The sequence below is a fragment of the Caballeronia zhejiangensis genome (genome assembly GCF_000698575.1).
Classification (GTDB): Bacteria; Pseudomonadota; Gammaproteobacteria; order Burkholderiales; family Burkholderiaceae; genus Caballeronia; species Caballeronia zhejiangensis.
In genome coordinates, this window is record NZ_JFHD01000001.1 from 544,321 (window position 1) to 569,181 (window position 24,861).

Here is a 24,861-nt window from a genome sequence, read left to right on the forward strand (position 1 = left end):
GCGAACCGCGTCAACTTACTCCAACTCGCGCAAACACGCTCGATCGCGCTGACCATTTGCAAATCATGCGACGGGACATATCCATAGCGCCCGATATTATTTGCCGCGCACGCGCCGCGCCTCTAGCATCGGCTTCTTTCAACCAGCCTGCCTGTCCATTCGTGAAGATCAAGCATTCATTCAAGACTGTCCTGTTCCCGGTCCTGCTCGCGTGCGCCGTCGTGAGCGCGCAGCCGTCGTTCGCGGCGAACCAGACCGTGCGGGTCGGCATCATGTCCGGCGAGGACGAGGATGTCTGGCGCACCGTCGCGGCCAACGCCGCGAAGCGCGGCATCACGGTCAAGGTCACGACCTTCTCCGACTATACGCAGCCCAACGAGGCGCTCGCGCAGCACGATCTCGACGCCAACTCGTTCCAGCACAAGCCTTATCTCGATGCGCAGATCCAGGCGCGCCATTACGACATCGTGCCGGTCGGCTTCACCTATGTGCAGCCGATCGGCCTCTACTCGCGCAAGGTGAAGTCGGTGGACGCGCTGCCGCAGAACGCGTCGATCGGCGTGCCGAACGACCCGAGCAACGAAGGCCGCGCCCTGCTGCTCCTGCAGGCGAACGGCGTCATCAAGCTGCGCGAGAACGTCGGCCTGCTGCCGACCGCTCGTGACATTGCGAGCAACCCGAAGCATGTGCAGATCAAGGAACTGGACGCGGGTATCGTCGGCCGCGCGATCGGCGATGTCGACGCCGCCGTCGTCAATACCGATTGGGCGATCAAGGCGGGCATCCAGATTCCGCAGGAGCGCATCGCGCAGGAAAAGGTGACGAACAATCCGTATCGCAACTTCATCGCGGTGAACGCGAAAGATGCGCAGGCGCCGTGGGTCAAGGCACTGGTCGAGAGCTATCAGCAGGCGAATGTCGCGTCGTCGATTCTTTCCGTGTATCACGGGGCGACGTTGCCGGCGTGGGAAGACGCGCCGCAGCATTGAACGCGACGGCGAAGCATCGCCGATCATCGGGACGCGGGGCCTGTTTTCGGAAGGAAACAGGCCCCGGCTTCATTGTGTCGCCGGATCGCGGCCCGCAAAGAACTGTTCGTCCGGCACCACATTCAACGCGATGGTCAGCCGGTTCGCATAGTTGAAGAACGCCGATATCTCCAGCACTTCGGTCACCGCCTGCTGCGTGAAGCCGATCGAGCGCAGCCATTGCAGATGCTCATCGCGAATGCTGCCCGGCTCGCGCGTGAGGCGCTCCGCGATCTCCGCGAGCGCCGCCTCCTTCACGGACAGGCGCACATGGCGAAAGCCCTGCGCGATGCGCTGCGCACGCACGGTATCGCCCGAGACGGCCGCCAGCGCCTGCGTGTGATTGAAAACGCAATAGCTGCATTCGTTCACGGCCGACGTGACCACCGCGATCAACTCGCGCTCGGCTGCCGTGAGATGGCTGCGGTGCGGATCGAATAGATGCTCGTAGAACGTGACGAGCCGGTACGCGGTATCGGGGTTGACGGAAAGCGCCGCAAGCCAGTTGGGCACGAAGCCATACTGACGGCGAAACTTCGCGTGGATCGCCGCGACGTGCGGCGGCAAGCGGGCCTCGTCGGGCAAGCCGAAACGGGAAACCGGTTCGCGTATTGCATCGGCATCCGAATTCAGCTGATCGGCGAACGGATCTGAAGGTGCAAGAGTGGACATCGTATGGAGTCTCCTGGCGCTATGTTCGGGCATCCAAATTAACGCACTCGCCGACGCGCGGTGTGACTGATTTTTCATAAGCTAATCGGTGTTTGGACACATCGCGCTCGCCGAATTGCAAATCGCAAATCGATATTGGATCGCACGAAAGATCGCTGCGCATAATGAGCCGCAGCTTCTCTTCACTCCTTCCAGGCGAGGCATGTGACATGGCAGAAGTTCTGAGCACTGAGACGCACGTCATCGGACGGCTCGATGTTCCGACGCACGATGCGCTGAGCGACGATCTCCGGCAACTGGTCGAGCAGCACGGCGGCGACAACTGGATTCGGGCGCTGTCCCTGAATGCCGATACCGCGCGCCGCTTCACGCAGTACTTCGAGAAACTTTTCAGCGCGACGGGCGGACGACTGCCGCTCGACGAGCGCGAGCTGATCGCGGTGATCGTGTCGCGCACGAACGGCTGCGGGCTGTGCGCAATCCATCACGCGCATGCGCTCGGCGAGGCGCTCGGCGACCGCGTGCAGGCCCGGCGCATTGCGCTCGACTATCACCTCGCGGATCTGTCCGCGCGGCAACTGGCGCTCGCCGAAATCGCCGAGACCATCACGACATCGCCGCGCGCGATTACCCGTAAGGACTTCGACCGCCTGCGCACGCTCGGCCTCGACGACGCCGATATCCTCGAAGCGATCGAAACCGCGTCGTGGTTCAACCATACGAACCGCATCTTCATCGCGGCCGGCGTCGTGCCCGACGAGAAGTATTTCTCGGCGCTCGCGTAATGCCGATCCCGCATCCGCACACAGGAGAGTTTCGATGAGCGCCGTACTCGAACCCGTCATCGCGTCGCCCGCGCCGGGCGATGCCTCGCATCTGCTGTCCGACGCGCTGCTCGATGCGATCGGCCAGCGCGCCGCCGGTTATGACCGCGAGAATCGCTTCTTCTCCGACGACCTGCGCGATCTTCACGAAGCCGGTTTCCTGCGCGCCACGGTGCCGATCGAATTCGGCGGACTCGGCCTCACGCTGCCGCAACTGCTGCGCGAGCAGGTGCGGCTCGCGGCCCGCGCGCCATCGACGGCGCTTGCGCTGAACATGCATCTGTACTGGGTCGGCGCGGCGCTGCATCTGTATCGGCGCGGCGACAAGTCCGCGCAATGGATTCTCGAGGAAGCGGGCGCGGGCAAGGTGTTCGCGGCAGGCCATGGCGAGCCGGGCAACGATCTCGGTCTCGCGTGGTCGTCGGTGAAGGCGACGCCGTTGCCGGACGGCGGCTATCGCTTCGACGGCCGCAAGATCTTCACCTCGCTCGCGCCCGCATGGGACTGGCTCGGCGTGCATGGCATCGACGACTCCGATCCACAGGCGCCGAAGATCGTGCATGCATTCATCCGGCGTGACGCGGCGGGACATCGCACGGTGCAGACCTGGGATGCGCTCGGCCTGCGCGCGACACGCAGCGACGATACCTGGCTCGAAGGCGCCATCGCGCCGCGCGACAAGGTGATCCGCGTGCTGCCCGCGGGCATTCCCGACGATCCTTTCGTCGATGGCATTCTCGGCGCGGTGCTGCCCGGTCTCGGCGCGGTCTATTACGGCATCGCGAAGCGCGCGTTCGACATCGCGGTGGAATCGGCGAAGCAGCGTGCATCGCCGGCCATCGGCGGCAAGACTTATGCGTACAAGCCGCTGACGCAGCAGGCGGTCGCGCAGGCGGCCATCGAGCTTGCGAGCATCGAGGCGCTCGTCGAGCGCGCGGCCGAGCGCTGGTGGACGGGTTACGGCGAAAGCGAACCGTGGATCGCGCACTTGCTTGCGGCGAAACAGCATGCCGTCGATGGCGCGTTGCGCGTGGTGAACCTCGCGCTGAAGATCGCAGGCGCGGCTTCACTGTCGCGTCATAGCGAGCTGGAACGGCTGTATCGCGATGTGCGCGCGGGCGCGTTTCATCCGCCGAACGCGGATGCGGCGCATGAAGTCATCGGTCAGGCTTGGCTCGGGGTGCTCGGTCAGGCGTGAGCTTCGCGGCGCATGGTTGACTTTTGCATGCGTTGCGCGCTTGAACTTCTGCATTCAGGCTTGCGCTTCGCGAATCATAGTGCTTACCGCGCAACCTCCACTGCGGACGCACGCGCGCCTTCCTCACCGCTTTGCGAAAGCGCCTGCGTCACCGAAGCACCGGGCGCGACGTCGTGCGTGAGCCATACGTTGCCGCCGATCACCGCGCCGCGTCCGAGCGTCACGCGTCCGAGGATCGTCGCGCCCGCATAGATGACGACATCGTCCTCGACGATCGGATGACGCGCGAGGCCCTTCTCCAGATGACCTTCCGCGTCGCGCGGGAAGCGTTTCGCTCCGAGCGTCACCGCCTGATAGACGCGCACGCGATTGCCGATGACCGCCGTCTCGCCGATCACCACGCCCGTGCCGTGATCGATGAAAAAGCCCGAGCCGATGCGCGCGCCCGGATGAATGTCGATGCCTGTTTCCCCATGCGCGAGTTCCGCGACGATGCGCGCGAGCAGCGGCAACCCGAGCCGGTAGAGCTCGTGCGCGACGCGATGGTGAATCATCACGAGAATGCCGGGATAGCAGAGCAGCACTTCATCGACGCTGCCCGCCGCCGGGTCGCCCTGATAGGCCGCGAGGATGTCGCTGTCGAGCAGACTGCGAATGCGCGGCAGGGTTTTCGCGAACGCGCGTATCGCATCGCTCGCGCGCGTTTCGACGGCGTGATCGTCGCGCGGCAGATGACGCGCCTTGTATTGCAGTTCGAGCTTCGCCTGCACGAGCAGCCCTTGCAGCGCGAAGTCGAGCGCGTGGCCGACGTAGAAGTTTTCGCTTTCCTGTCGCAGGTCGGGCGGTCCGAGCCGCATCGGAAAGAGCGCGCCTTTCAGTGCGCCGATGATGTCGCCAAGCGCCTCGCGTGCGGGAAGCTCGCGCCCGCCCGGTTCGAGCGAGCGCTTCTGGGCTTCGCGCCACTGCTGGCGGACTGTCTGAAGCGATTGGACGATGTCGTCGATGTCGAATACAGCCACAGTGCAGTCCTTTCCATGTAATGGGTCAGCTCGCGTGGGCGCGCGATGCGCGAGCGGTAAATTCGTCGCGCGCGCTCATCGATGGGAGCGAGCGGTCGACGCGCCGCCTGCATCGCAGCGAAACAGCGGCGGTTCGACCGGCGGCTGAAACATGTCGACCGCATTGCCCATGTTGAAGTAGCCCGCCTGCGCGAATAACGCGATGTGTTCAAGCCGCTCCGCGCGGCTCGCCTCTCCGTCGCCGCGCGTAGAAGTGCGCGGCGCTTCGCACCCGCACGCATTCATCGCGCGTCTGGCTTCACGCAGAAAGCGGCGCTCGCGCGACCGTTCGAAACGGTTGGACAGCATGTGCCAGCAAGACGTCAGGATATGCGCCATGACTCGCTACCTTCGAATGACGATGACATCAATCTAGGCCCGCGCGACGCGTTTCACAAACGAGCTTTTCTGCGTTGCATTGCAGGCATCGTGCGGACCCGGCTGCGCTCTGCGGAGCGGCGCGAGAGCAGTGCGTGCGCGAGCGCTTGCAGCGCACCGCACAGCATCAGATAGACGAAGCCGACGAACAGGAAGATCTGCGCCGGATAGACCATCAACCGGTTGTTGAGCTGATTGGCGAGGAACGTGAATTCCGGCACGCCGACGATATAGGCAAGCGACGTATCCTTGATGAGCGAGACCCATTGATTGACGAACGACGGCATCATCACGCGCACGGCCTGCGGCAACACGACTTCGCGCAGCGCCTGCCAGCGCGTGAGGCCGAGCGACATCGCCGCCTGCCACTGCCCGTTGCCGATCGACACGATGCCCGCATGGACCGAATGCGACAGATACGCGCCGCCGATCAGCGCGAGCGCGCATACGACGGTCGCGAGGCCCGGCACATTGACGTGCAGCAGAATCGGCATCAGAAAGAAGGTCCAGAAAATCAGCATCAGCACGGGAATCGCGCGAAAGAACGCAACCAGCGCGGTCAGCAGGATCTGCGCGACGCCGCGTGTCATCGAAAGCGCGATGCCGCCCGCGAGCCCGATGATCGCCGCAAGAATCGCGGAGGAAATGGAAAGCGCGAGCGTCAGCGCAACGCCGCCGAGCGGTCCGGAAGGAAACGCGCCCAGCAGGAGATAGCGCAGCGACGCGAACCAGTCGACCTCGTTCATGCGTGGACTCGCCGCAGCGCGCGCACGCCGGTGCGCTGCCACACGACCAGCGCCGCTTCGATGACCGCGATGGTCAGCACATAGAACACCGTGGCCGTGCCGAATGCCTGAAATGTCCTGAAGGACTCGGTATCGACCTGACGCGACATGTACGAAAGCTCCGCGACGCCTACCGCCATCGTCAGCGACGAGTTCTTCACCACGTTCATGTATTGCCCGGCGAGCGGCGGCGTCGCGATGCGCAGCGCCTGCGGCAGGATCACGTAGCGCAGCGCGGCATAGCGGCTCATGCCGAGCGCGGCCGCCGCCTGCTCTTGCGCCGCACTCACGCCACGCATACCCGCACGAAACTCCTCGCCGATGAACGCCGTCGTGTAGCAGGTCAATCCGATCCAGCCCGCGAACAGCTCGAAACTCGGCCAACGCAAAACGAACGGCCCGAACGTCGCGGCATGCGGCGTGTTGAGCCACGTCATCCATTCGGACGGCAGCAACGCGGCCGCCCCGAAATACCAGAACAGCAACTGGACGAGCAGCGGCGAATTGCGAAAGACGAAGACATACGATGCCGCGACGCGTGCGAGCGCCGCATTGCCCGACGTGCGCGCGACGGCCAGCGCGAAGCCGAGCAGCGTCGCGCAGATCGCCGCGCAGGCGGACAACATCAGCGTGACGGCGAAGCCCTGCTCCAGCCACGCGAGATATTTCGGATCGAGCCAGCTATGCATGATCGACGGCGATCAACCGTTCTTCTGCGGATCGCCGATCTTGAAGAGGCGCGGCAGCGGCGCGGCGCTCTTCGGGCCGAACCACTTGTCGTAGATGCGCGTCGCTTCGCCGTCCGTTTCGAGTTTGGTGAGCGTGCCGTTCACGGCGTCGAGCAGGCGCGTCTCGCCCTTCGGCACGCCGACGCCTTCGTAATCGTTGGAGATCGTGAAGGCCGGAATTTCGTAGCTGGCCTTGTCCGGCACGCGCGCGAGCAACGCAACCAGCTTCGGTCCGTCCTGCGTGATCGCCTGCACGTTGCCCGTGCGCAGCGCGGCGAAAGCGAACGGCGTGTCGTCATAGGCGACGATGGTCGCGTTCGGGAATTTCGCCCGCACCTGCTGTTCGTTCGTCGTTCCCTTGTCCGCGCCGATGCGCAGGCTGTTGATCTGATCGGGCGATTTCAGCACGCCCTTCTTCGCGATGAACTGCGTGCCCGATGCGAAGTACGGCGTGCTGAAATCGACTTCCTTTTTGCGCTCGTCGGTGATCGTGAAGTTGGCGAAGACGAGATCGACCTTGCCCGACTTCAGAAACGCGATGCGGTTGGCCGGATTGGTCGGCTGCACTTCCAGCTTGACGCCCAGGCTCTTCGCCACCGCGCGCGCATAGTCGACATCGAGACCGACGAGCTGATTGTCCTTCGGATCGACGAAGCCGAACGGCGGATTGCTGTCGAACGCCGCGACGCGCAGCACGCCGGCTTTCTTGATGTCGTCGAGCCTGTCCGCATGCGCGGCATTCGAAGCCACTGCCAGCAGTGCAGCGAGCACCGCGCCCCAGGTCCTGATTTTCATTGGCGAGTTCCTTGTTCGTTGCGCCGGTGTGCGTCGCCGGGCGGCGGCACGATGGCGAGGCTGGCACTCTATCGGTGCCGCCGCTTCGACGGAACGAAGTTTTTGTCACGAAGAAAGCAGGCGTGGAGATTTGGCGCGACGCCCGCATTGCCGTCGCGTGCACATGCTTATGACTTCCGTTGCCATAGCGATATGTGCATCGCTACGTTGGTCCGAATGGGCGCTCGTCTTAGCATCGGAAGCTTTCGCCAACCAGAGCTTCCGCCATGTCGAAAACAAAAACCACCGATCGCCGCGCTTTTCTCTCCCTGACCGCGCGGGCCGCGACGGGCGCCGCCGCGCTCGCGGTCACGCCGGCATCGTTCGCCCAGCAAGCCGCGCAAGCGCAGCCGCGCGTGTTGCGCATCGGCAATCAGAAAGGCTATCTGAACCTGCTCAAGGGACGTGCAACGCTGGAGAAGCGTCTGGCTCCGCTCAACGTATCCGTGAGCTGGACGGAGTTCTCCGCGGGTCCGGTGCAGCTCGAAGCGCTCAATGTCGGCTCGATCGATTTCGGCGACGTGGGCGAAGCGCCGCCGATCTTCGCGCAGGCGGCCGGCGCGCCGCTCGCCTACGTCGCCGCCACGCCGACGCGGCCGCATTCCGAAGCCGTGCTGGTGCCGGCGCAATCGTCCGTCAAAACGGTGGCGGATTTGAAAGGCAAGCGTATCGCGTTGAACAAGGGCAGCAATGTCCATTACTTCCTCGTGAAGCTGCTGCGCCAACATGGCCTTCAGTATCGCGACGTCGAACTCGCCTATCTCGCGCCCGCCGACGCGCGCGCCGCCTTCGAGCGCGGCTCGATCGATGCGTGGGTCATTTGGGACCCGTACTTCGCCGCCGCGCAGCAGTCGCTGAATGCGCGCGTCGTGGCGGACGCGAGCGGCGTCGTGGGCAACCGCGCCTACTATTTTTCGTCGCAAGACTATGTGGCGAAGAATGCCGACGTGATCCGGATCGTCATCGAGGAGATCAAGGCCGTCGATCAATGGGGCAAGCAGCATCCGGACGAACTCGCGAGCGAACTCGCGCGGCTTTGGGGCCTGCCCAAACCTGTCGTCGATCTCGCGGTGAGCCGGCAGGTCTTCGGTACGGAAGCCATCACGCGGGCGATCATCGCGGAGCAGCAGCAGATCGCCGACACCTTCGTCGAGCTCGGGCTGGTGCCGAAACATGTCGACGTGCTGAGGGCCGCGCCGCCCGGTCTTGCCTGACGGCCGTCGATGCCTTGCGCGCCGCGCCTGAAAGCCGCGGCATCGTGTAGCGATCCGCGCAAGACGTCAGAACACGCGCCCTTCGGTCAGATGCGTCGTCACGCCGTTGAGCGCGTAATCGCCGATCACGCGCGCCTTATGCATCAGCGGATTGTGGCTGAAGATCGTGCGCAGATTGCGCCAGTGGCGATCGAAGTTATGCGCGCGCGCCGTCGCCGATGCGCCGCCCGCTTCGAACATGCGCTCCGCCGCGCTCAACGCGAGCTTGCTGACGACGATCTGCGTGCGCGCCGTCGCGAGCGCGCCTTCCAGCACGAGCGCGTCGGCGCCGGCATCGCCGTTGCGAATCGCTTGCGACGATCGTTCGAGCACGCGCGCGTTGTCGCGCACGAGCGCATCGATCGCGTGACTGTTCGCGCTCAATTCGCCCACGACCTGCTGAATGAACGCATCCTCGCGCGCCGACGGCGCCGCGCTATGCAGCACGGGGCGTCCGTGTTTCAGCACATAGCGCTCCGCATCCGCGACGACGTTGCGTACGATGCCCGCCGCCACCGCCACCAGATGCAACTGACGCAGCGCGCCACCGTGACGGCCCGTGAGCGTCGTCTGCACGCGCGGCGTGACTTCGTCCGCGTACACGATCAGATCGTCGAACTCGAGACTGCCGCTCGCGGTCATGCGCTGCCCCATGCCGTCCCAGTCGTCGAGCACGCGCAGCCCCTCGCGTTGAACCGGCACGACGGCTATGGCGGCCTCGCCGTGTTCGTCCTGCACGTTCAGGCGCGCGTAGTCGGAGAACGCGGTGCCCGTCGCGTAATACTTGCGGCCGCTCAGACGAAAGTGATCGCCTTCGCGCCGAAGTTGCGTCGTGATTTCGCCGGGGCGCGACGTGCCCGCTTCGGTCGATGCGCCGCCGAAGATCGCGCCTTCCGCCACGCGCTTGATCTGCAATGCATTGAACGGCGTGCGCGGCGCAAGCAGCAGCGCTTCGGTCTGGTCGAAGTGAATGCGCAACGCGTGCGCGACGTTGCTTTCGTGCGCGGCAAGCGTTGCGATCACGTCGAAGACGTCTTCGAGCGAGCCGCCGAGTCCGCCCCATTCGAGCGGAAAGCGCAACGTCCCGAGGCCCGATCGACGAAACAGCGCAAAGGCATCGAACGGCAGTTCGCGGCGCACCTCGCGCGCGGCCGCATCTTCGCCGATGGACTGTGCCAGTTCAGGCAGCGCGGCGAGCGCGGCTTCGAGCTTCTGATTTTTATTCGACATATGACGTGACGTTCCTATGGTATTGATGCGTGCTCTACGCGGCCTGCGCGTCGAATCGTTTGCCGGGAATCGCTTCGAGCAGCGTGCGCGTGTACGCATGCTTCGGCGCGCGCCATATCTCGCGATGATCGCCGCTTTCGACGATGCGCCCGCCATGCATCACATGGACGCGGTCGGCGATATAGCGCACCACCGAGAGATCGTGCGAGATGAAGAGATAAGCGAGCCCGAGGTCGCGTTTCAGCTCGACGAGCAGATTGAGTATCTGCGCCTGAATGGACACATCGAGCGCGGAGACGGGTTCGTCGCAGATCAGCAGCGCGGGCTCGAGCACGAGCGCCCGCGCAATGCCGATGCGCTGCCGCTGACCGCCCGAAAACTCGTGCGGATAGCGATCAAGCGCGGCGCTCGGCAAACCGACGCGATCGAGCATCGCGCTTGCGCGTCGGCGGCGTTCGCGCGCATCGGCGATGCCGTTCACGATCATCACCGTATCGAGGATGTCGCCGACGCGGCGGCGTGGATTCAGCGACGCATACGGGTCCTGAAACACCATCTGCACCTGCGCCCGCAGCGGGCGCAACGCGCGTTCGCTCAGGGGCGCCAGATCGACGCCGCGCAGGCGGATCGCGCCACCCGACGCCGGCACGAGACGCAGGATCGCTTTCGAAAGGGTCGACTTGCCGCAGCCGGATTCGCCGACGAGACCCACGGTTTCGCCGCGCGCGATATCGAACGACACGTCGTCGACGGCGCGCAACGCGCCCCTGCCATGCCGATGCACATAATCGACCGTCAGATGTTGCACCGAGAGCAGCGGCGCGTCGTTGTCGAATCGCGTTTCCGGCGCGCTGACGGGCGCAAGCGGCGTCACGTTGAACGCGGGCTTGTCATCGGCGCCTTGCACGTGACGAATCTCCGGCAGCTTCCAGTCGCGGTAATGCAACTCCGTCGCCACGTTCAGCGATGCGCCCAGCAGCCCGCGCGTGTACGCATGCCGCGGCCGCTCGAAGAGTTGACGCACCGGCGCTTCCTCGACCTTTTCGCCCGCGAGCATCACGGCGACGCGATCCGCATGTTCGGCGACGACGCCGAGATCGTGCGTGATGAGCAGCAGCGACATCGACAGATCGCGCCGCAATTCGGCAAGCAGTTCGAGAATGCGCGCCTGAATCGTGACGTCGAGCGCGGTGGTCGGTTCATCCGCGATCAGCAGACGCGGACGGCATGCGACGGCCATCGCGATCATCACGCGCTGGCGCTGTCCGCCCGACAGCTCGTGCGGATAGTCGAAGACGCGTCGATGCGGCTCCGGAATACGCACGAGATCGAGCAGTTCGACGGCGCGCTTCATCGCCGCTGGCTTCGACAGCGCTTCGTGCCGTCGCAAGGTCTCGACGATCTGCGCGCCGACCGTGAGCACCGGATTGAGCGATGTCATCGGCTCCTGAAAAATCATCGAGATGTCGCGGCCGCGCACATCGCGCATTTCACGCGGGCTCAGCGCGAGCACGTCGCGTCCGTCGAAGCGGACGCTGCCCGTCACGCGGCCCGGCTCCGGCACGAGCCGCATGAGCGACAGCGCGGTCGCCGATTTGCCGCAGCCGGACTCGCCGACGAGCGCGAGCGTCTCGCCTTCGGCTATGTCCAGATCGATGCCGCGCACCGCGCGATGCGCGCCGAAACTCACGCGCAGATCGCGCACTTCAAGAAGATTCGCCACGGACAGGTCTCGGGTCAGGAACGTTCGCGCATGCGCGGGTTGAGTGCGTCGTTGAGGCCGTCGCCGAGCAGATTGAGCGCGAGCACCGCGAGCACGATCGCCGCGCCCGGCACGGCGGTCAAATACCACGCGGTGCGCAACGAATCGCGCCCCGCGCCGATCATGCCGCCCCATGTGACGACGTTCGGGTCGCCCATGCCCAGAAACGACAGCGAAGACTCGATCAGGATCGCGCTCGCGACCATCACCGATGCGGTCACGATCACCGGCGGCAGCGCGTTCGGCAAGATCTCGCCGAAGATGATGCGCGCGTCGGAAAAGCCCTGACTGCGCGCGGCGAGCACGAAGTCCGACGAACGCAGCGTGCGGAACTCGGCGCGCACGATACGCGCGACCGTCGGCCACGAAGCGATGCCGATGGCCAGCGCGATCACCGTCACGTTCGGCCGCCCTATCGCGACGATCACGATCACGAGCAGAAACGACGGCACGGTTTGAAACAGCTCGGTGACGCGCACGAGAAGATCGTCGATGACGCCGCCGAAAAAGCCGCCCATCGCGCCGACGAGCGTGCCGATGACGAGCCCGATCGCCGCCGCCGATGCGCCGATCAGCAGCGACACGCGTGTGCCGTGCGCGATGCCGGCGGCGACATCGCGGCCGAGCGAATCGGTGCCGAGGCGATACAGCGGGTCGCTGCCCGGCCATTCGAAGGGCGCGGCGACCATATCGAGCGGATCGCCGGGAAAAAGATACGGCGCACTCAGCGCAAGCGCGATGAACGCAGTCAGCAGCACGATGCCCGCGAGCGCGGACGGATTGCGCAGCAGCGCGCGCCACACGCCGCGCGAGGCGCGAGCGTAAGGCGCACGTTGAGCGCGCCGCGCGCCGAATAGCGCACCGGCGAGCTGGCGCCGCCACGCCGAGCCGTGGCCGGATGAAGCGAGTTCGGTGGAATCGGAAGCCATGCGTTTTCAGGTTCGATGAGTCAGACGATGCGTGGATCGAGCCACGCCTGCAGCAGATCGACCGTCACGTTGGCGACGATCACGAGCAGCGACGAAAGCAGCAACACGCCGAGCAGCACGCTGAAATCGCGCGCCATGACAGCATCGAGCGCAAGACGCCCGAGGCCCGGCCAACTGAACACGGTTTCCGTGACGGCCGCGCCGCCGAGCAGCGTGCCGAAGTGAATGCCGACCATCGTCGTGAGCGGCATCAGCGCGTTGCGCAGCACATGACGCACGGTGACGCGCAGCGGATGCAGCCCCTTCGCGTGCGCAGTACGCACGAAGTCCTGGCGCTTCACTTCGAGCATCGCGGCGCGCGTGAGACGCGCGTAGATGGCGACGAAGAAAGTCGCGAGCGTCACGGCCGGCAGCAGCACATGTTTCGCGACATCGGCGGCATACGCGAAGCCGTGCAAGGACGCGCCGACGGTGATATCGCCGCCGCTCGGCAGCCAGCCGAGATGCACCGAGAACAGCACGATGGCGAGCAGGCCGATCCAGAAGCCGGGCGTCGAATACAGCACGAGCGCGAGCACGGACAGCACGCGATCCGGCCACTTGCCCGCCCAATGCGCCATGACCGCGCCGAGCACGATGCCCGCGGCGATCGCGAGGGCGAGCGCCGTGCCCATCAGCAGCAAGGTGTTCGGCAGCCGCGACAGAATCAGCTGCATGACGGGCGCGTCGTAACGCGGCGAATAGCCGAGACTGCCGTGCGCGAGATGCGACAGATACGCGCCGAGCTGATGCAGCACCGGCTGATCGAGGCCGAACTTCGCGCGCAATGCCTGCAGCGTTTCGGCGGTCGCGGAGCCCGCTTCGCCCGCGAGCACATCGGCGGCGTCGCCGGGCATCAGCTTCAGCAGGAAGAAGTTCAGGACCACGATGGCGAGCATCGTCGGCAGGGCCTGCCATGCGGTGCGCCGCGCGATGGCGGCGAAGCGCGTGCGTCGGTTCATCGGCGTCCGTCCTCAGGCGCTCAGCCACACATCGGCGAGATTGCCTTCCAGCCCCTGCGCCGACACCGTGTGATTGCGCACGCGCCGGTTCGCGAGCGTGACCATGCGCGGCGCGACGAGATTCAGGATCGGCAGGTCGCGATACACGATTTGCTGAAACTGCTGATAGAGCGCCACGCGCTTCTTCTCATCCGTTTCGATCGATGCCGATTCGAGCAGCGTATCGACTTCCGCATTGCTGTAGTGCGGCGCGTTCGAGAACGGCACGCCGGGCCGGATGTTCTTCGACCAGTAGAGACGCTGCACACCCACGCTCGGATCGAACAACGTATTCACGCCGATGCTCGTGAAGTCGAACTGACGGTCCGCATACACGCGCTTGAGGAACGAAGGCAGATCCTGCGAACGCACGGTCACGTCGATGCCCACACGCGCGAGCGCCGACTTCACGTAATCGGCCTGACGCCGGTACATGTCGCCATAAGGCAGGAAATCGTGCGTCAACTGGAAGCGCGGGCCGCCGTTCTTGCGCGGATAACCCGCGGCATCGAGCAGCTTTTCCGCGTTCGCGATATCGAATGCGTAAGGCGCGAGCTTCGCGTCGTGATACGGCGAGGCGGGCGTGATCGGCGTCGGAGAAATGTCGGCGTAACCGTAGGCGATCGTCTTCTGCACGATCTGCGGATTGATCGCATGGGCGATCGCCTGACGCACGCGCACGTCCTTCAGGATCGGATGCGCGAGATTGAAATCGATCTCCGAGAGCGGTTCCAGAAAGCGATAACCGCGCGTTTCCACGGCGAGCTGCGGCAATTGCGTGAGACGCGGCAGATCCGAAAGCGGCACCGGATTCTCGCCGCCGAGATCGAGCGCGCCGGTTTCGAACGCGGCGGAGCGCGCGGCGGCATCGGGAATCACTTTGAACACGAGCGAATCGATATACGGCTTGCCCGCGTCCCAGTAATCCGGGTTGCGCTCGTAGACGATGCTCGCGCCCCGCGTCCACGACTTGAAGCGGAACGGCCCGGTGCCGATGGGCGCGTTGTTATGCGGGTTCGTCAGCGGATCGCCGTTCGCGTAGAGATGCTTCGGCACGATCGGCGATTCGCCCGCCGACAGCGCCTTCAGCAGATACGGCGCGGGCTTCGACAGTTCGATGATCGCGGTGCGCGCATCGGGCGTCGATACGCGCGTCACGTTGGCGAAGGTGCTGCGCCCGCGCGGATGGATCGACTTCAACAAGTCGATGGAAAACGCCACATCCGCCGATGTGAACGGCTCGCCGTCGTGCCACTTCACGTTCTGGCGCAGCGTGAACGTGTACTTGAGACCGTCCGGGCTCACGTTCCACGCGGTCGCGAGCTGCGCCTTCGGCTTCAGATCGAAGTCATAGGCGAGCAGACCTTCGAGCACCTTCGAACTCGCGACGAGCGCGGGGCCCGTCGTCTGGAAGATCGATACGAGCACGGGCGGCTCGGGATTGATCAACATGTTGAGCGTGCCGCCACGCCTGGGTGCCGCTTCCTGCGCGAAGGCGAGCGAAGACAGGCCGGCGGACGCGAGCGCCGCGCCTGATGAGACCAGAAAATCGCGTCGGTTGAAGCCTGCCATGTGATGCCATTCCTCTCTGTTCGTTGTTCGACGGCCGAATATGACGCGCCGCGGCGATCACGATAAAACGGCTGCGCGCGCGCGTGAACGAACGGTTATGCATATGGAAAGCATGGCGGCGCGAAAAGCATGTGACGTCGGGTGCAATGCCGAGAGGCGTGTTCACACTATCGAAGTGTTTCCACGACGAGGGCGAAGTTGATAAAGCCGATGAACATCAGAATGACTTTGTCGAAGCACGAGAAAATCCGACGAAAGCCCTTCAACCGACGGAACAGCCGCGCCACTTCGTTGCGACGTTCGTACATTATCCGGTCGTACTACCAAGGCTCGACGCGCGTGCTTAACGGAGGAATACGTTGAAGTTTGTAGATTCGAAGATTTTTTTACCAGCATCCCGTTGAACTTTTCCAACGAGTTCGTATGCTGACGTCACTACTTCAACCGAGTGGCGTCTTTCCAAAAGCCTGAAAACATATGCCAAAAAGCATGAATAACGAAACAGGTAGCAGGGCCCAATCATGATGCGCCGGTTTGCTGTGGTCGGCGATAAGCTAAGTAACAACGGTGAGATTTGCGATTACAAAGGGCCCTTTTTCACGTTGAGCGGCCATCAAGCCGGGCTTATCAACGGTGCCGCATATTGTCCCGTCTGCAAGACAACCGGCTATATCGCGAAGGAAGGCGGTCGGCGCCGCATGACGTTAGGTGCAAGCGAGATAGCGCTAGAAAATGATGTCGTCATATGCGACTGTCCGGACCATCCGCGCATCTTCGCAAGACTCGCGGGGGAAGCTTGGTACGAAGATCTTGTCGAGAGTCTCGGGGCCATCCGTCATTGCGCGACTGGAAGTGACAACATCGCTGCCGCGCCTTTGGCGTCCGTGTTCGATGAAGCGTACGTTCTTCGCAGCAAGATGAACGGCAAGCCACTCTCTAACGTGGCGTATCGCCTGATTGGCGAAAGCGGAACGCTCATCGAGGGCGTGACCGACGCAGCCGGCAGGACGCAACGCATCAGGACCAATGCGGCCGAGCGTGTGACGGTCGCGGTGGAGGATGTGAAGTAATGGCAAAGGAGTTGTTCGAAGTTCATTCGTCGATGACTAACACGGTCGAGGGTTCGTCCGTGGATGTGTATGTCAACACGGAGCGCATTTGCCCGAATATGACGAATGCGGAATTCAGAAAGATGTTCGCTGCGGCGCAGGACGAAGCAGTTCAGAAGATTGAAATGCGCCTGGCTGCGTTAGATGTCTGGAGCGCCAGCGAAAAGGCTCGTGTATGGCGATGGTTCGGCCGCAACGACGAGGCCACTCATAGGCGGCTTCGAGATGGACTCACGAAAGTCCTTGAGGTAGTGCGCGGCTTCGGGCCCGAAAACGTAGTGCGAAGTGGGAGCGAAGCAGACCATGCAACAGGCTGCCTTCCGAACTCACGCACGGATGGCGTTGCGGCGCACGTATGCGCCCCGGATACCGCCACGCACACAATGGCAATCGATCTGAGCTTTTGCACGATGCGGCCGTGGAGCGGCACAGGTGACTCGCAGGCATCAACTATCATTCATGAGGCGACTCATTTTCTCGACACGATGGCAACGGCGACCCTCAGTACACGATAACTTTCAGGCTAAAGGAATGGGGGCAGGCGCATCCGGATCTTGCAATAGTGAATGCTGACAGCGTGGCGGGGTACTGTGTCTTTTCTGAAAATTAAGCTCCTGATTCCGGCGCTCTTGCTCGCGTGGTTCGGTTCAGCACTGGCCTGTGATGGCCCACAGAATCAACGTGGAGAAAATATCGATGTTCTCTTCGCGCGAAATTCTGCGTCGCTCAGTGTCAAGGAATTGGCACGGCTCTCGGCATGGTCCGCAGAAATGCGAAAGTTTGAATACGCGGACGTTATTCAAGTGGTCGGCCTCGCGGAATCAATCGAGGTTATGCCGAGGAAGCTGGCAGAACAGCGTGCCCAAAAGGTGTGGAGCGCCATGCAGCAGTTCGGCTTACAAAGTTCGCATTTGTGGGTAACTGGGCGCGTTTATACCGTGCGTGAGCCACGAAGGTTTTCCGAGCCGGGTGGGCAGCGGGTGGAAATCACGTTCGGTCCCGGATGCCCGAACAACTGTTGCACGCGCTAGAGGCGATCGCTACGCCACGCGCACCGCTCCCCCACCACCCGCCTAATGCATGTCGAGCACCGCGCCCTCGGGCACCGACAACCCCAGATGGCTGCGCAAGGTCTTGCCCTCATAGGCGCGACGGAAAATGCCGCGCCGCTGAAGTATCGGCACGACGCCTTCCGTGAAGGCTTCGAGACCATCGGGCAGCACGTCGGGCATCAGATTGAAGCCGTCGGCGGCGCCGTTCCTGAACCAGTGCTCGATGTCATCCGCGACTTGCTCGGGCGTGCCGACGATCACGCGATGTCCGCCGCCGCCCGCCAGCGCACGGATGAGCTCGCGCACCGTGTAGCCATGCGTGCGCGCCTGCGCGAGCGTCGCGTTGAAGAACGTGTGATTGCCGTTGCCGCCATTGGGCAGCGGCAAGTCGTCGGGCAAACGCCTGTCGAGCGAAAGCGAATCGACGGGCACGCCGAGCGTGCCAGCGATGCGGTTCAGGCTGTACTGCACCGGAATCAGATCGACGAGTTCGTCACGGCGTCGCAGCGCCTCGCTTTCCGTCGAACCGATGATCGTCGTCAGTCCCGCGAGCACTTTCACCGCGTTCGCGCCGCGTCCGTAACGCGCCGCGCGCGCGTTGAGATCTTCGCGATATGCACGCGATTCATCGAACGATTGCGAGGCCGAAAACACCGCTTCCGCGTGACGCGCGGCAAGCTCGCGTCCGTCGCCCGATGCGCCCGCCTGCACCAGAACCGGATGACCCTGTGCCGAGCGCGGCAGATTCAGCGCGCCGCGCACGCTGAAGAATCGCCCACGATGATCGGCCGGATGCACCTTGTCGAGATCGACGAAGCGCCCGCTCGATTTGTCCGCGATGAATGCGTCGTCATCCCAGCTATTCCACAGCGTCTTGACGAGCGCCGCGAACTCGTCCGCGCGTGCATAGCGCGTTGCATGGTCGGGGACCGTGTCGTGACCGAAGTTGCGCGCAGACGGCAGGTCCGCGGTCGTCACGATGTTCCAGCCCGCGCGCCCGCCGCTGATCAGATCGAGCGTCGCGAATCGGCGTGCGATGTTATACGGCTCGTTGTAACTCGTCGATGCCGTCGCGATCAGCCCAAGATGCGTGGTCGCGGCTGCAATGCTCGTGAGGAGCATCGTCGGTTCGAGCGCCGTGATAGGGCGCATGTCGAGCTGATCGGAGATCGCGGCGCTATCGGCGAGAAAGATTGCATCGAGACACGCGCGTTCCGCCAGCTGCGCCAGGCGCACATAGTGGCTCACGTCGAGGAATACGTTCGGATCCGAATCCGGCAGACGCCATGCCGACGGCACGAATCCGGAATGAAGCGCGTTGATGTTCAGATGCAGTTGGCGCGGGGCATCGCCGCTCATGGAAAGCTCCACAGAAAGGGATAACTCTCCATCTTGTACGGGCGACGCGAACGACGCCACGAACGAATTCGACGAAGCATATGAAAAGCGGCGCTAAACGGATAAGGCTTGCGTAGCGCGCGCGTCGATCCTTACCTGATCTGCAACACCGCCTGGCGCACATCGATGCGGCGCGGAATCACCTTCGTATCGAAAGCCAGATTCGCCGAGTCCTGCTGCGCGCCAAGGACGTCGTCGGGAATCGGATAGCTCGCGCCCCACTCCAGGCGCGAGATCGCCCGGTTCCATACGGCGAGCGGCACGCCCGTATTGGCGGACAAAAAGCGCGCCGTATCCTGCGGATGCGCGAGGCTGTCGTTCGTCTGACGTGCAAGCTGATCGAACAGCAGACGCAGCGCGGCGGGATACTTTTGCGCGAAGTCGCGCGTCGCGATATAGAAGCCGTATTGCGGCACCGACAGATCCCCGATGGTGAGAATGGTCCGCGCGCCGGTGGTCAGTTCGGTGTCCGCGTAACGCGGATCGGGCACGGCCCACGCATCGATGAAGCCGCGCTCGAACGCCGAGCGCGCATCGCCATAGGACAGGTACGTGAACTGCGCGGCGTTCGGGTCCATGTGGGCATCCTGCATCGCCTTCAGCACGAACAGGTGCCCTTGCGAGCCCTTGGCGAAGGCGATCTTTCTGCCCTTCAGATCGCGCAGGTCCTTCACGGGCGAATCCTTCGGCACGACGATCGCATAGCTTTTGACGAGTCTCGGCGCATACGCCACATACACGACCGATGGCGCCGCGCCCGCCTGCGCCATGATCGGCGGCGTCGAGCCGACCGTGCCTACATCGACGTCGCCCGCATTGATGGCTTCGACGAGCGGCGCGCCATACACGAACTCGTGCCACGAAACCTTGACGTGATGCGAAGCGAAGGCCTGCTCCAGCTTGCCCGATGCCCGCAGCGCGACGAGACCGTCGCCCTTCTGGATTCCGATGTTGATCTGCGCGGGATAGCCCTCGTCAGCGTGCGCAGCAAACGCGGCGGCGAAGCAACCGGCGGCGATGATGGATTTCAGGAAGCGGATCGGCATCAAGACTTGAAATAAGGATTGGCGGGACGTGCGAGACCGTAGTGACCGCGCAGCGTGGCGGCTTCGTACTCGCGCCGGAACAGGCCGCGCCTTTGCAGAATCGGCACGACATGCTCGGTGAAGTGCTCGAGCTGCGCGGGCAGTACGGGCGGCATCACGTTGAAGCCATCGGCGGCACGGCTTTCGGTCCAGTCGGCAATGACATCTGCAATCTGTTCGGGCGTGCCGGACAGCGTGAAATGCCCGCGCGCCGCCGCGAGCTTCCTCAACAGGCTGCGCAAGGTCGGACGCTCGCGCGCCACCAGTTGCGTGATGACTGCCGCGCGGCTTTGCGCGGCCTGCACCGTCGACGGGTCCGGAAAGTCATCGACGGACAGCGGCTGATCGAGCGGCAGCGTCGAGAAATCGTAGCCGCCGAAGCGGTTCGACAGGCGGCCGAGTCCCACGCTGACATCGGTGATCGAGTCGAGTTCGTCGAGCAGAGCGCTGGCTTCGGCTTCGGTCGAACCGATCGCCGCGCTGATGCCCGGCAGGATCACGATGTCCTGCTCCGAGCGGCCCGCGGCCCTCGCGCCCGCCTTGAGCTCGGCATAAAAGTCGATCGCGGATTGCTTCGTCAGATGCGCGGTGAAGACGGCTTCCGCATGGCGCGCGGCGAACGCCTTGCCCGTCGCCGACGAGCCCGCCTGCACCAGCACCGGATGCCCCTGTGGCGGGCGCGGCAGATTCAGCGGCCCCGCCACGCGATGAAACTTCCCGCGATAGCCGATCTTGCGCACGCGCGCCGGATCGAGAAAGCGTCCGCTCGACGCGTCATCGATGATGGCGTCATCGGCCCAGCTATCCCACAGTTGCGTGACGACTTCGAGAAACTCGTGCGCGCGTGCGTAGCGCTCCGCATGCTCGATCTGCTGCTCGTAGCCGAAGTTCGGCCCCGCGCCGCCGACCCACGAGGTCACGATGTTCCAGCCGATGCGCCCGCGCGAAATGTGATCCAGCGAAGCGAACTGACGCGCGAGATTGAACGGCTCGGTGTACGTGGTCGATGCCGTCGCGATCAGCCCGATGCGCGAAGTCGCCTGCGAAAGCGCCGCGAGCGTGGTGATCGGTTCGAGCGCGCCGGACGCGACGAATTGCGCGCCATCGCCGAGCGCGAGGGCATCGGCGAAAAACACGGAATCGAACAGGCTTTGCTCGGCCCTGACGGCGAGATCGCGAAAATAGTCGATATCGGTCAGCGCCTGGCGCGTCGCGCCGGAATGACGCCAGCCTGCTTCATGATGGCCGCGTCCGTGAACGAAGAGATTCAGATGTATAGGTCGGGGCATGAGCGAATAGTCTCGTTTGCCGGATCAGTCATGCACTTTGGGAAAACCGTGGCGCTCTGCGAGCAACGCGAGAATGCGGCGCGTATCGGTGACGAAGCGTTTCTCGCCGACGGTTTGCGCGTCGGACGGCGCGGGGTACGCATCGCCCAGCACCAGCACCGGCAGACTTTGATGCGCCTCGCTCAGTGCTTCGACCGCGGCCTTGCGGGGACGCTCGAAGGGCACGCGGCGGATATCGAGGCGCGCGTTGCGCGCCGGATCGCTTGCGAGCAGACCTTCGATCGGCGCACCGTCCGGGCAGATGAACACTTCGCCCGGGCGCTTCGGATCGGTGAAGCCCGGTTCCAGCAGAATGAGTAGATCGCGTTGGGTCATGGTCGGCGTCATGCGTGGTTGAGAGCCGCCACAGCGTAACCATCCCGCGCGGAGATTGGAACGAATTGGATCTGCTAACCAAATCTGCGGCGCGCATGACGAAAGACGGATCGCGGGCGCCTTCCGGACCGACAGCTCATGCGGCTATCCGATGCTTCCTCGACGTTATCCGCGCTTCTTGCGCGCGCTGCGCTGATCGATCCACAGCCGCGCCCAGCGTGCCGCATAGGCGATCGCATGATCGCGCTCGAAGAAGTAATCGAGCGCATCGAAAGTGAAGCTTGCACCGTGCGCGTACCGGCGATGTTCGATCGTCAGGTTGGCCGCATACAAGCCGCTCGGCATGGCCTGAGCGGAGGGTGCAACCTCATAACCTTTGTATTGCATGGAGCGAGTCCTCGCGGCAAATTCAGGCAACATTGCCCGAACCGCTTCATGCTAGGGGCCGACGAACGCATGGCCAACCAATCCTTTTACGTTTGCAAATCACCGGCCGCATCGATTCGTCATTACGTCATGCTATGCATGTCAAAGGCGTCCCGGTCGCGGGTCCGGAACGAATCCATCGCGATTCGGCATGCGGATGGCGGCAAGCGAATGCGCATCGAGGCGGGCGTCGTCGGGAACGATGCCGTTCTGATTCAGGATCCACGCGCTCACGGCATACACCTCGTCCGCGCTCAGCGATTGCGGCGCGTTATAGGGCATCGCGCGGCGAATGTAATCGAACAGTGTCGTCGCGTATGGCCAGTAGCTTCCGACCGTGCGCACCGGCTTCTCGCTCGCGAGCGTGCCACGCCCGCCGATCAGCCGGTCGCCCAGCACGCCCTCGCCTTTCGCGCCGTGACACGAGGCGCACTTGGCCGCGAAGATCCGCGCACCGGTCACCACGTCGCCGCTGCCCGCGGGCAGGCCGCGACCGTCAGGCGCGACATCGATGTTCCACGCGGCGATGTCCGCCGCGCTCACGGGCGTGCCGATCGTGCCGATCGTGCCGATCGTGCCGACAGCCGCGCGATGCGTTGCATCGTCCAACCCGGCCTGCGACGCGCGCCCGTCCCGCCACGGCCCCGAGCAGGCGGTAAGACACAGCGCCGTCAGACCCACGATCAGCGGGCGCACGGCGCGAAGTTGTCGAGTTGATTCCCTATGCATTTTTCACGCTGCCATCGGCGTCGACGCGCCATTGCTGAATGCCGTTGTAGTGGTAGTTCGAGTTCAGCCCGCGCGCGGCGACGAGCGCCTCGCGCGTCGGCTGGATGTATCCGGTCGAATCCGTTGCCCGCGAGAGGATCGTGGCCGGTTCACCGTTCCACACCCATCCCGCATGAAAGCGCGTGAGCGCGCGATCGCCGGGCGTGCCATCGAGCCGCGCCGCTTGCCATGAACGGCCACCATCGACGGATACTTCGACCTGACGGATCGCACCGCGTCCCGACCAGGCGAGCCCCACGATCGGGTAGTAACCGTGAGTCGTCAACTTGTGCCCGGGCGATGGCCGCGTGATGACCGATTTCGCATCCATCTCGAACACGAACTGGCGCGCGCGACCATCGGCCAGCAAGTTCGTGTATTTCGACGTTTCCTCTCGCGTTTCGAGCGGCGCGTCGACGAGCTTCAGCCTGCGCAGCCACTTCACGTTGGTGTTGCCTTCGAAGCCGGGGACCAGAAGCCGCAGCGGATAGCCGTTCTCCGGCCGCAGCCGCTCGCCGTTCTGCGCATACACGACGAACGCGCGATCCAGCACGCGATCGAGCGGCAGGCTGCGCGTCATCGCGGCTGCATCGGCGCCCTCCGCGAGAATCCAGCGCGGCGCGTGGCCGTCGTTCGCAGCGAGCCCGCCGGCCGCCTCGATCAACGTCGAAAGCCGCACGCCGGTCCACTCGCAGCACGACAGAAGCCCGTGCGTGAGCTGAACGGGCAGCCCGCTCGGCCCTTTCCATTCGCTCGCGGTGTTGCCCGAACATTCGAGAAAGTGCACGCGCGACTCGGAAGGCAGCCGCAGCAAATCGTCCATCGTGAAGAGCTTCGGCTCGCGCACGAGGCCATGAATCACGAGCCGGTGCTGGTCCGGGTCGATATCCGGCACACCGGCGTGATGGCGTTCGTAGACAAGCCCGTTCGGTGTGATCGCGCCGTGCAGATCGGCGAGCGGCGTCAGCGACGAAGCCGCTCCCGGCACCGGCCACGCACGCGCCGCGCGACGCACGACCTCCGATTCGCGCGGGGATGGCAGGCCATAGGGATGATCGAGAATCGGCGCGCCAGGCATGCGCGTCCACGGCTCGACGCTGAGCGGCTGCAAGCGTCCGGACGCCGCATTCGCGTGAGGCGCCACGACTGCCGACAGCGCGAGGCCGCCCAGCATCCGGCGTCGCGGCGACGCGGGAGCGTGTTGCTCCGGCTTCGCGGGATCGCCGGGCCGTGTGGCGGAAAACGATGAGAAACGCGGGATTTTCGGCATGCTCGATGAGTCGGGCAGAGAAGACAGGCAGTCGGGCGCCCGATTATAGGTCGCGGTTTCGGGATGCCCAATCGCGATTGCGACTATGCAAATGACAAGGGTTGCTTAAGCGCCATCGTCTAACGCGCTCCTGCGAATGCGATGACATCATGAGTCGCTCACGCCGACGACGGCGCGCAGGATCACCGGCTGCCCGCCGCGCAACGACACGGCGCCGAACACCGAGCGCGCGTGCACGCCGGCATCGCCCAGAACCTCGACCAGCAGATCCGATGCGCCGTCGAGCACCTTCGCGTGGTCTTCGAAGGCGGCGTCGGCGTTCACGAAGCCCTGCACGTCGAGCACCTGCTTCACGCGTTCGAGCGAGCCGAGTTCATCGCGCAGCACGAGCAGCAGTTCCAGTGCCGCCTCGCGTGCGAACGAAACGCCGTCTTCGAGCGTGAGCGTGTCACCCAGCCTGCCTTTGGACGGCTTACCGTCGATGGCGGCGCCCGCCGACTTGCCCGACACGAACACGAGATCGCCCCAGCGGGTGGCATTGCGATAGTTCGCCTTCGGGTTGCTCGAAGTGCGTTCGGGGTCGATCAGACGGTCGAGTCTTTCGTCAGCGCTCATGGTGCTCCTGTCGGTATGAATGCGTGACATCACGCGCAGCCGCTCATGTTATGCAGCAACGGCCGGCGCGCTAACCAACGAAGCCTCATATCGATATGACCGGCCTCGCGCGGCGCGAAGCGTTCGTTGCGCGCCTGCTCGCGATTTCTGCATCGCTTCTCCGATGTAATCCGGAATCCAAAT

At 64.2% G+C, this 24,861-nt stretch carries 26 protein-coding genes and 1 pseudogene; 7 read left to right on the forward strand and 20 right to left on the reverse strand.

What is annotated here, in order from left to right; all coding sequences use genetic code 11:
• Window positions 1–161: 161 nt before the first annotated feature.
• A complete protein-coding gene (locus tag BG60_RS02475; RefSeq protein ID WP_008346747.1) occupies window positions 162–989 on the forward strand; it encodes a MetQ/NlpA family lipoprotein in 828 nt (275 codons plus the stop codon).
• A gap of 69 nt (window positions 990–1,058) precedes the next feature.
• Here the strand turns inward: BG60_RS02475 and BG60_RS02480 are convergent, their stop codons facing one another.
• Window positions 1,059–1,700, reverse strand: a complete 642-nt coding sequence (locus BG60_RS02480) for a peroxidase-related enzyme (protein WP_008346750.1) — start codon at window positions 1,698–1,700, stop codon at window positions 1,059–1,061.
• Window positions 1,701–1,909: 209 nt separating this feature from the next.
• On the opposite strand from BG60_RS02480, the gene BG60_RS02485 reads away from it, so the two are divergent.
• Window positions 1,910–2,485, forward strand: coding sequence for a peroxidase-related enzyme (locus BG60_RS02485; protein WP_008346752.1), 576 nt, complete (start codon window positions 1,910–1,912; stop codon window positions 2,483–2,485).
• Between the two features lie 34 nt (window positions 2,486–2,519).
• On the forward strand, window positions 2,520–3,722 hold the full coding sequence (locus BG60_RS02490) for an acyl-CoA dehydrogenase family protein (RefSeq protein ID WP_008346754.1): 1,203 nt from the start codon (window positions 2,520–2,522) through the stop codon (window positions 3,720–3,722).
• Window positions 3,723–3,805: 83 nt separating this feature from the next.
• Here the strand turns inward: BG60_RS02490 and epsC are convergent, their stop codons facing one another.
• From epsC to BG60_RS02515, 5 genes are all read right to left on the reverse strand, one after another.
• Complete coding sequence (epsC, locus tag BG60_RS02495) at window positions 3,806–4,741, reverse strand: serine O-acetyltransferase EpsC (protein ID WP_008346756.1); 936 nt, start codon at window positions 4,739–4,741, stop codon at window positions 3,806–3,808.
• 75 nt (window positions 4,742–4,816) lie between these two features.
• On the reverse strand, window positions 4,817–5,119 hold the full coding sequence (locus tag BG60_RS02500) for a hypothetical protein (protein WP_008346758.1): 303 nt from the start codon (window positions 5,117–5,119) through the stop codon (window positions 4,817–4,819).
• A gap of 53 nt (window positions 5,120–5,172) precedes the next feature.
• Window positions 5,173–5,904, reverse strand: a complete 732-nt coding sequence (locus tag BG60_RS02505) for an amino acid ABC transporter permease (protein WP_008346760.1) — start codon at window positions 5,902–5,904, stop codon at window positions 5,173–5,175.
• Window positions 5,901–6,632: an amino acid ABC transporter permease gene (locus BG60_RS02510; RefSeq protein WP_008346762.1), complete on the reverse strand. Its 732-nt coding sequence runs from the start codon at window positions 6,630–6,632 to the stop codon at window positions 5,901–5,903. Before BG60_RS02510 ends, BG60_RS02505 begins: the two co-directional genes overlap by 4 nt.
• A 12-nt stretch (window positions 6,633–6,644) precedes the next feature.
• The gene (locus tag BG60_RS02515) at window positions 6,645–7,466 is read right to left on the reverse strand and encodes an ABC transporter substrate-binding protein (protein ID WP_008346764.1); all 822 of its coding nucleotides are present in this window, start codon (window positions 7,464–7,466) and stop codon (window positions 6,645–6,647) included.
• A 266-nt stretch (window positions 7,467–7,732) separates the two neighbouring features.
• Here BG60_RS02515 and BG60_RS02520 point away from each other — a divergent pair, with 266 nt between their 5' ends.
• A complete protein-coding gene (locus BG60_RS02520) occupies window positions 7,733–8,719 on the forward strand; it encodes a sulfonate ABC transporter substrate-binding protein (protein ID WP_034470195.1) in 987 nt (328 codons plus the stop codon).
• 66 nt (window positions 8,720–8,785) lie between these two features.
• Here the strand turns inward: BG60_RS02520 and BG60_RS02525 are convergent, their stop codons facing one another.
• The 6 genes and pseudogenes from BG60_RS02525 to BG60_RS39475 form a co-directional block, all read right to left on the reverse strand.
• Window positions 8,786–9,988, reverse strand: a complete 1,203-nt coding sequence (locus BG60_RS02525) for an acyl-CoA dehydrogenase family protein (protein ID WP_008346768.1) — start codon at window positions 9,986–9,988, stop codon at window positions 8,786–8,788.
• A 34-nt stretch (window positions 9,989–10,022) separates the two neighbouring features.
• Window positions 10,023–11,711 (reverse strand): ABC transporter ATP-binding protein, encoded by a 1,689-nt coding sequence (locus BG60_RS02530; protein WP_008346770.1) that lies wholly within the window; start codon window positions 11,709–11,711, stop codon window positions 10,023–10,025.
• 14 nt (window positions 11,712–11,725) lie between these two features.
• Window positions 11,726–12,679 (reverse strand): ABC transporter permease, encoded by a 954-nt coding sequence (locus BG60_RS02535; RefSeq protein ID WP_008346771.1) that lies wholly within the window; start codon window positions 12,677–12,679, stop codon window positions 11,726–11,728.
• A gap of 20 nt (window positions 12,680–12,699) precedes the next feature.
• Window positions 12,700–13,680 (reverse strand): ABC transporter permease, encoded by a 981-nt coding sequence (locus tag BG60_RS02540; RefSeq protein WP_008346772.1) that lies wholly within the window; start codon window positions 13,678–13,680, stop codon window positions 12,700–12,702.
• Window positions 13,681–13,692: 12 nt separating this feature from the next.
• Window positions 13,693–15,291, reverse strand: coding sequence for an ABC transporter substrate-binding protein (locus BG60_RS02545; RefSeq protein ID WP_008346773.1), 1,599 nt, complete (start codon window positions 15,289–15,291; stop codon window positions 13,693–13,695).
• 167 nt (window positions 15,292–15,458) lie between these two features.
• Window positions 15,459–15,647 (reverse strand): annotated as a pseudogene (locus BG60_RS39475) (IS5-like element ISCARN85 family transposase); the annotation flags it as partial.
• A gap of 165 nt (window positions 15,648–15,812) precedes the next feature.
• On the opposite strand from BG60_RS39475, the gene BG60_RS36245 reads away from it, so the two are divergent.
• The 3 genes from BG60_RS36245 to BG60_RS36720 all read left to right on the forward strand — a co-directional run bounded on the left by BG60_RS36245 (window position 15,813) and on the right by BG60_RS36720 (window position 17,431).
• A complete protein-coding gene (locus BG60_RS36245; protein ID WP_152563168.1) occupies window positions 15,813–16,361 on the forward strand; it encodes a PAAR domain-containing protein in 549 nt (182 codons plus the stop codon).
• Window positions 16,361–16,915 (forward strand): M35 family metalloendopeptidase, encoded by a 555-nt coding sequence (locus BG60_RS02560; protein WP_008346776.1) that lies wholly within the window; start codon window positions 16,361–16,363, stop codon window positions 16,913–16,915. Before BG60_RS36245 ends, BG60_RS02560 begins: the two co-directional genes overlap by 1 nt.
• 75 nt (window positions 16,916–16,990) lie before the next feature.
• The gene (locus tag BG60_RS36720) at window positions 16,991–17,431 is read left to right on the forward strand and encodes an OmpA family protein (protein WP_160172872.1); all 441 of its coding nucleotides are present in this window, start codon (window positions 16,991–16,993) and stop codon (window positions 17,429–17,431) included.
• A gap of 42 nt (window positions 17,432–17,473) precedes the next feature.
• On the opposite strand, the gene BG60_RS02565 is transcribed toward BG60_RS36720, so the two are convergent.
• From BG60_RS02565 to BG60_RS02600, 8 genes are all read right to left on the reverse strand, one after another.
• Entirely contained in the window at window positions 17,474–18,811 is a 1,338-nt protein-coding gene (locus BG60_RS02565) for an LLM class flavin-dependent oxidoreductase (protein ID WP_008346778.1), read from the reverse strand.
• 131 nt (window positions 18,812–18,942) lie between these two features.
• Complete coding sequence (locus BG60_RS02570) at window positions 18,943–19,896, reverse strand: aliphatic sulfonate ABC transporter substrate-binding protein (protein WP_008346779.1); 954 nt, start codon at window positions 19,894–19,896, stop codon at window positions 18,943–18,945.
• Window positions 19,896–21,224: an LLM class flavin-dependent oxidoreductase gene (locus BG60_RS02575; protein ID WP_008346780.1), complete on the reverse strand. Its 1,329-nt coding sequence runs from the start codon at window positions 21,222–21,224 to the stop codon at window positions 19,896–19,898. Before BG60_RS02575 ends, BG60_RS02570 begins: the two co-directional genes overlap by 1 nt.
• 24 nt (window positions 21,225–21,248) lie before the next feature.
• On the reverse strand, window positions 21,249–21,599 hold the full coding sequence (locus BG60_RS02580; protein ID WP_033535827.1) for a DUF3088 domain-containing protein: 351 nt from the start codon (window positions 21,597–21,599) through the stop codon (window positions 21,249–21,251).
• Window positions 21,600–21,764: 165 nt separating this feature from the next.
• The gene (locus BG60_RS02585; RefSeq protein ID WP_033535802.1) at window positions 21,765–21,986 is read right to left on the reverse strand and encodes a hypothetical protein; all 222 of its coding nucleotides are present in this window, start codon (window positions 21,984–21,986) and stop codon (window positions 21,765–21,767) included.
• Between the two features lie 141 nt (window positions 21,987–22,127).
• Window positions 22,128–22,721 (reverse strand): c-type cytochrome, encoded by a 594-nt coding sequence (locus BG60_RS02590; RefSeq protein WP_008346784.1) that lies wholly within the window; start codon window positions 22,719–22,721, stop codon window positions 22,128–22,130.
• Between the two features lie 25 nt (window positions 22,722–22,746).
• A complete protein-coding gene (gene soxC, locus BG60_RS02595) occupies window positions 22,747–23,967 on the reverse strand; it encodes a sulfite dehydrogenase (protein WP_033535828.1) in 1,221 nt (406 codons plus the stop codon).
• Between the two features lie 243 nt (window positions 23,968–24,210).
• Complete coding sequence (locus BG60_RS02600) at window positions 24,211–24,678, reverse strand: RidA family protein (protein ID WP_008346786.1); 468 nt, start codon at window positions 24,676–24,678, stop codon at window positions 24,211–24,213.
• Window positions 24,679–24,861: the final 183 nt, after the last annotated feature.

Excerpts from the sequence above, each read along its gene's own strand:
- BG60_RS02560 (WP_008346776.1), top strand. The coding sequence starts at position 16,361 with ATGGCAAAGGAGTTGTTCGAAGTTCATTCGTCGATGACTAACACGGTC.
- BG60_RS02565 (WP_008346778.1), bottom strand. The coding sequence starts at position 18,811 with ATGAGCGGCGATGCCCCGCGCCAACTGCATCTGAACATCAACGCGCTT.
- BG60_RS02505 (WP_008346760.1), bottom strand. The coding sequence starts at position 5,904 with ATGAACGAGGTCGACTGGTTCGCGTCGCTGCGCTATCTCCTGCTGGGC.
- BG60_RS02535 (WP_008346771.1), bottom strand. The coding sequence starts at position 12,679 with ATGGCTTCCGATTCCACCGAACTCGCTTCATCCGGCCACGGCTCGGCG.
- BG60_RS02520 (WP_034470195.1), top strand. The coding sequence starts at position 7,733 with ATGTCGAAAACAAAAACCACCGATCGCCGCGCTTTTCTCTCCCTGACC.
- BG60_RS02575 (WP_008346780.1), bottom strand. The coding sequence starts at position 21,224 with ATGCCCCGACCTATACATCTGAATCTCTTCGTTCACGGACGCGGCCAT.
- BG60_RS02600 (WP_008346786.1), bottom strand. The coding sequence starts at position 24,678 with ATGAGCGCTGACGAAAGACTCGACCGTCTGATCGACCCCGAACGCACT.
- BG60_RS02570 (WP_008346779.1), bottom strand. The coding sequence starts at position 19,896 with ATGCCGATCCGCTTCCTGAAATCCATCATCGCCGCCGGTTGCTTCGCC.
- BG60_RS02510 (WP_008346762.1), bottom strand. The coding sequence starts at position 6,632 with ATGCATAGCTGGCTCGATCCGAAATATCTCGCGTGGCTGGAGCAGGGC.
- BG60_RS02490 (WP_008346754.1), top strand. The coding sequence starts at position 2,520 with ATGAGCGCCGTACTCGAACCCGTCATCGCGTCGCCCGCGCCGGGCGAT.
- BG60_RS02585 (WP_033535802.1), bottom strand. The coding sequence starts at position 21,986 with ATGCAATACAAAGGTTATGAGGTTGCACCCTCCGCTCAGGCCATGCCG.
- BG60_RS02485 (WP_008346752.1), top strand. The coding sequence starts at position 1,910 with ATGGCAGAAGTTCTGAGCACTGAGACGCACGTCATCGGACGGCTCGAT.
- BG60_RS02525 (WP_008346768.1), bottom strand. The coding sequence starts at position 9,988 with ATGTCGAATAAAAATCAGAAGCTCGAAGCCGCGCTCGCCGCGCTGCCT.
- soxC (WP_033535828.1), bottom strand. The coding sequence starts at position 23,967 with ATGCTGGGCGGCCTCGCGCTGTCGGCAGTCGTGGCGCCTCACGCGAAT.
- BG60_RS02545 (WP_008346773.1), bottom strand. The coding sequence starts at position 15,291 with ATGGCAGGCTTCAACCGACGCGATTTTCTGGTCTCATCAGGCGCGGCG.
- BG60_RS02500 (WP_008346758.1), bottom strand. The coding sequence starts at position 5,119 with ATGGCGCATATCCTGACGTCTTGCTGGCACATGCTGTCCAACCGTTTC.
- BG60_RS02515 (WP_008346764.1), bottom strand. The coding sequence starts at position 7,466 with ATGAAAATCAGGACCTGGGGCGCGGTGCTCGCTGCACTGCTGGCAGTG.
- BG60_RS36245 (WP_152563168.1), top strand. The coding sequence starts at position 15,813 with ATGATGCGCCGGTTTGCTGTGGTCGGCGATAAGCTAAGTAACAACGGT.
- BG60_RS02480 (WP_008346750.1), bottom strand. The coding sequence starts at position 1,700 with ATGTCCACTCTTGCACCTTCAGATCCGTTCGCCGATCAGCTGAATTCG.
- BG60_RS02580 (WP_033535827.1), bottom strand. The coding sequence starts at position 21,599 with ATGACCCAACGCGATCTACTCATTCTGCTGGAACCGGGCTTCACCGAT.
- BG60_RS02540 (WP_008346772.1), bottom strand. The coding sequence starts at position 13,680 with ATGAACCGACGCACGCGCTTCGCCGCCATCGCGCGGCGCACCGCATGG.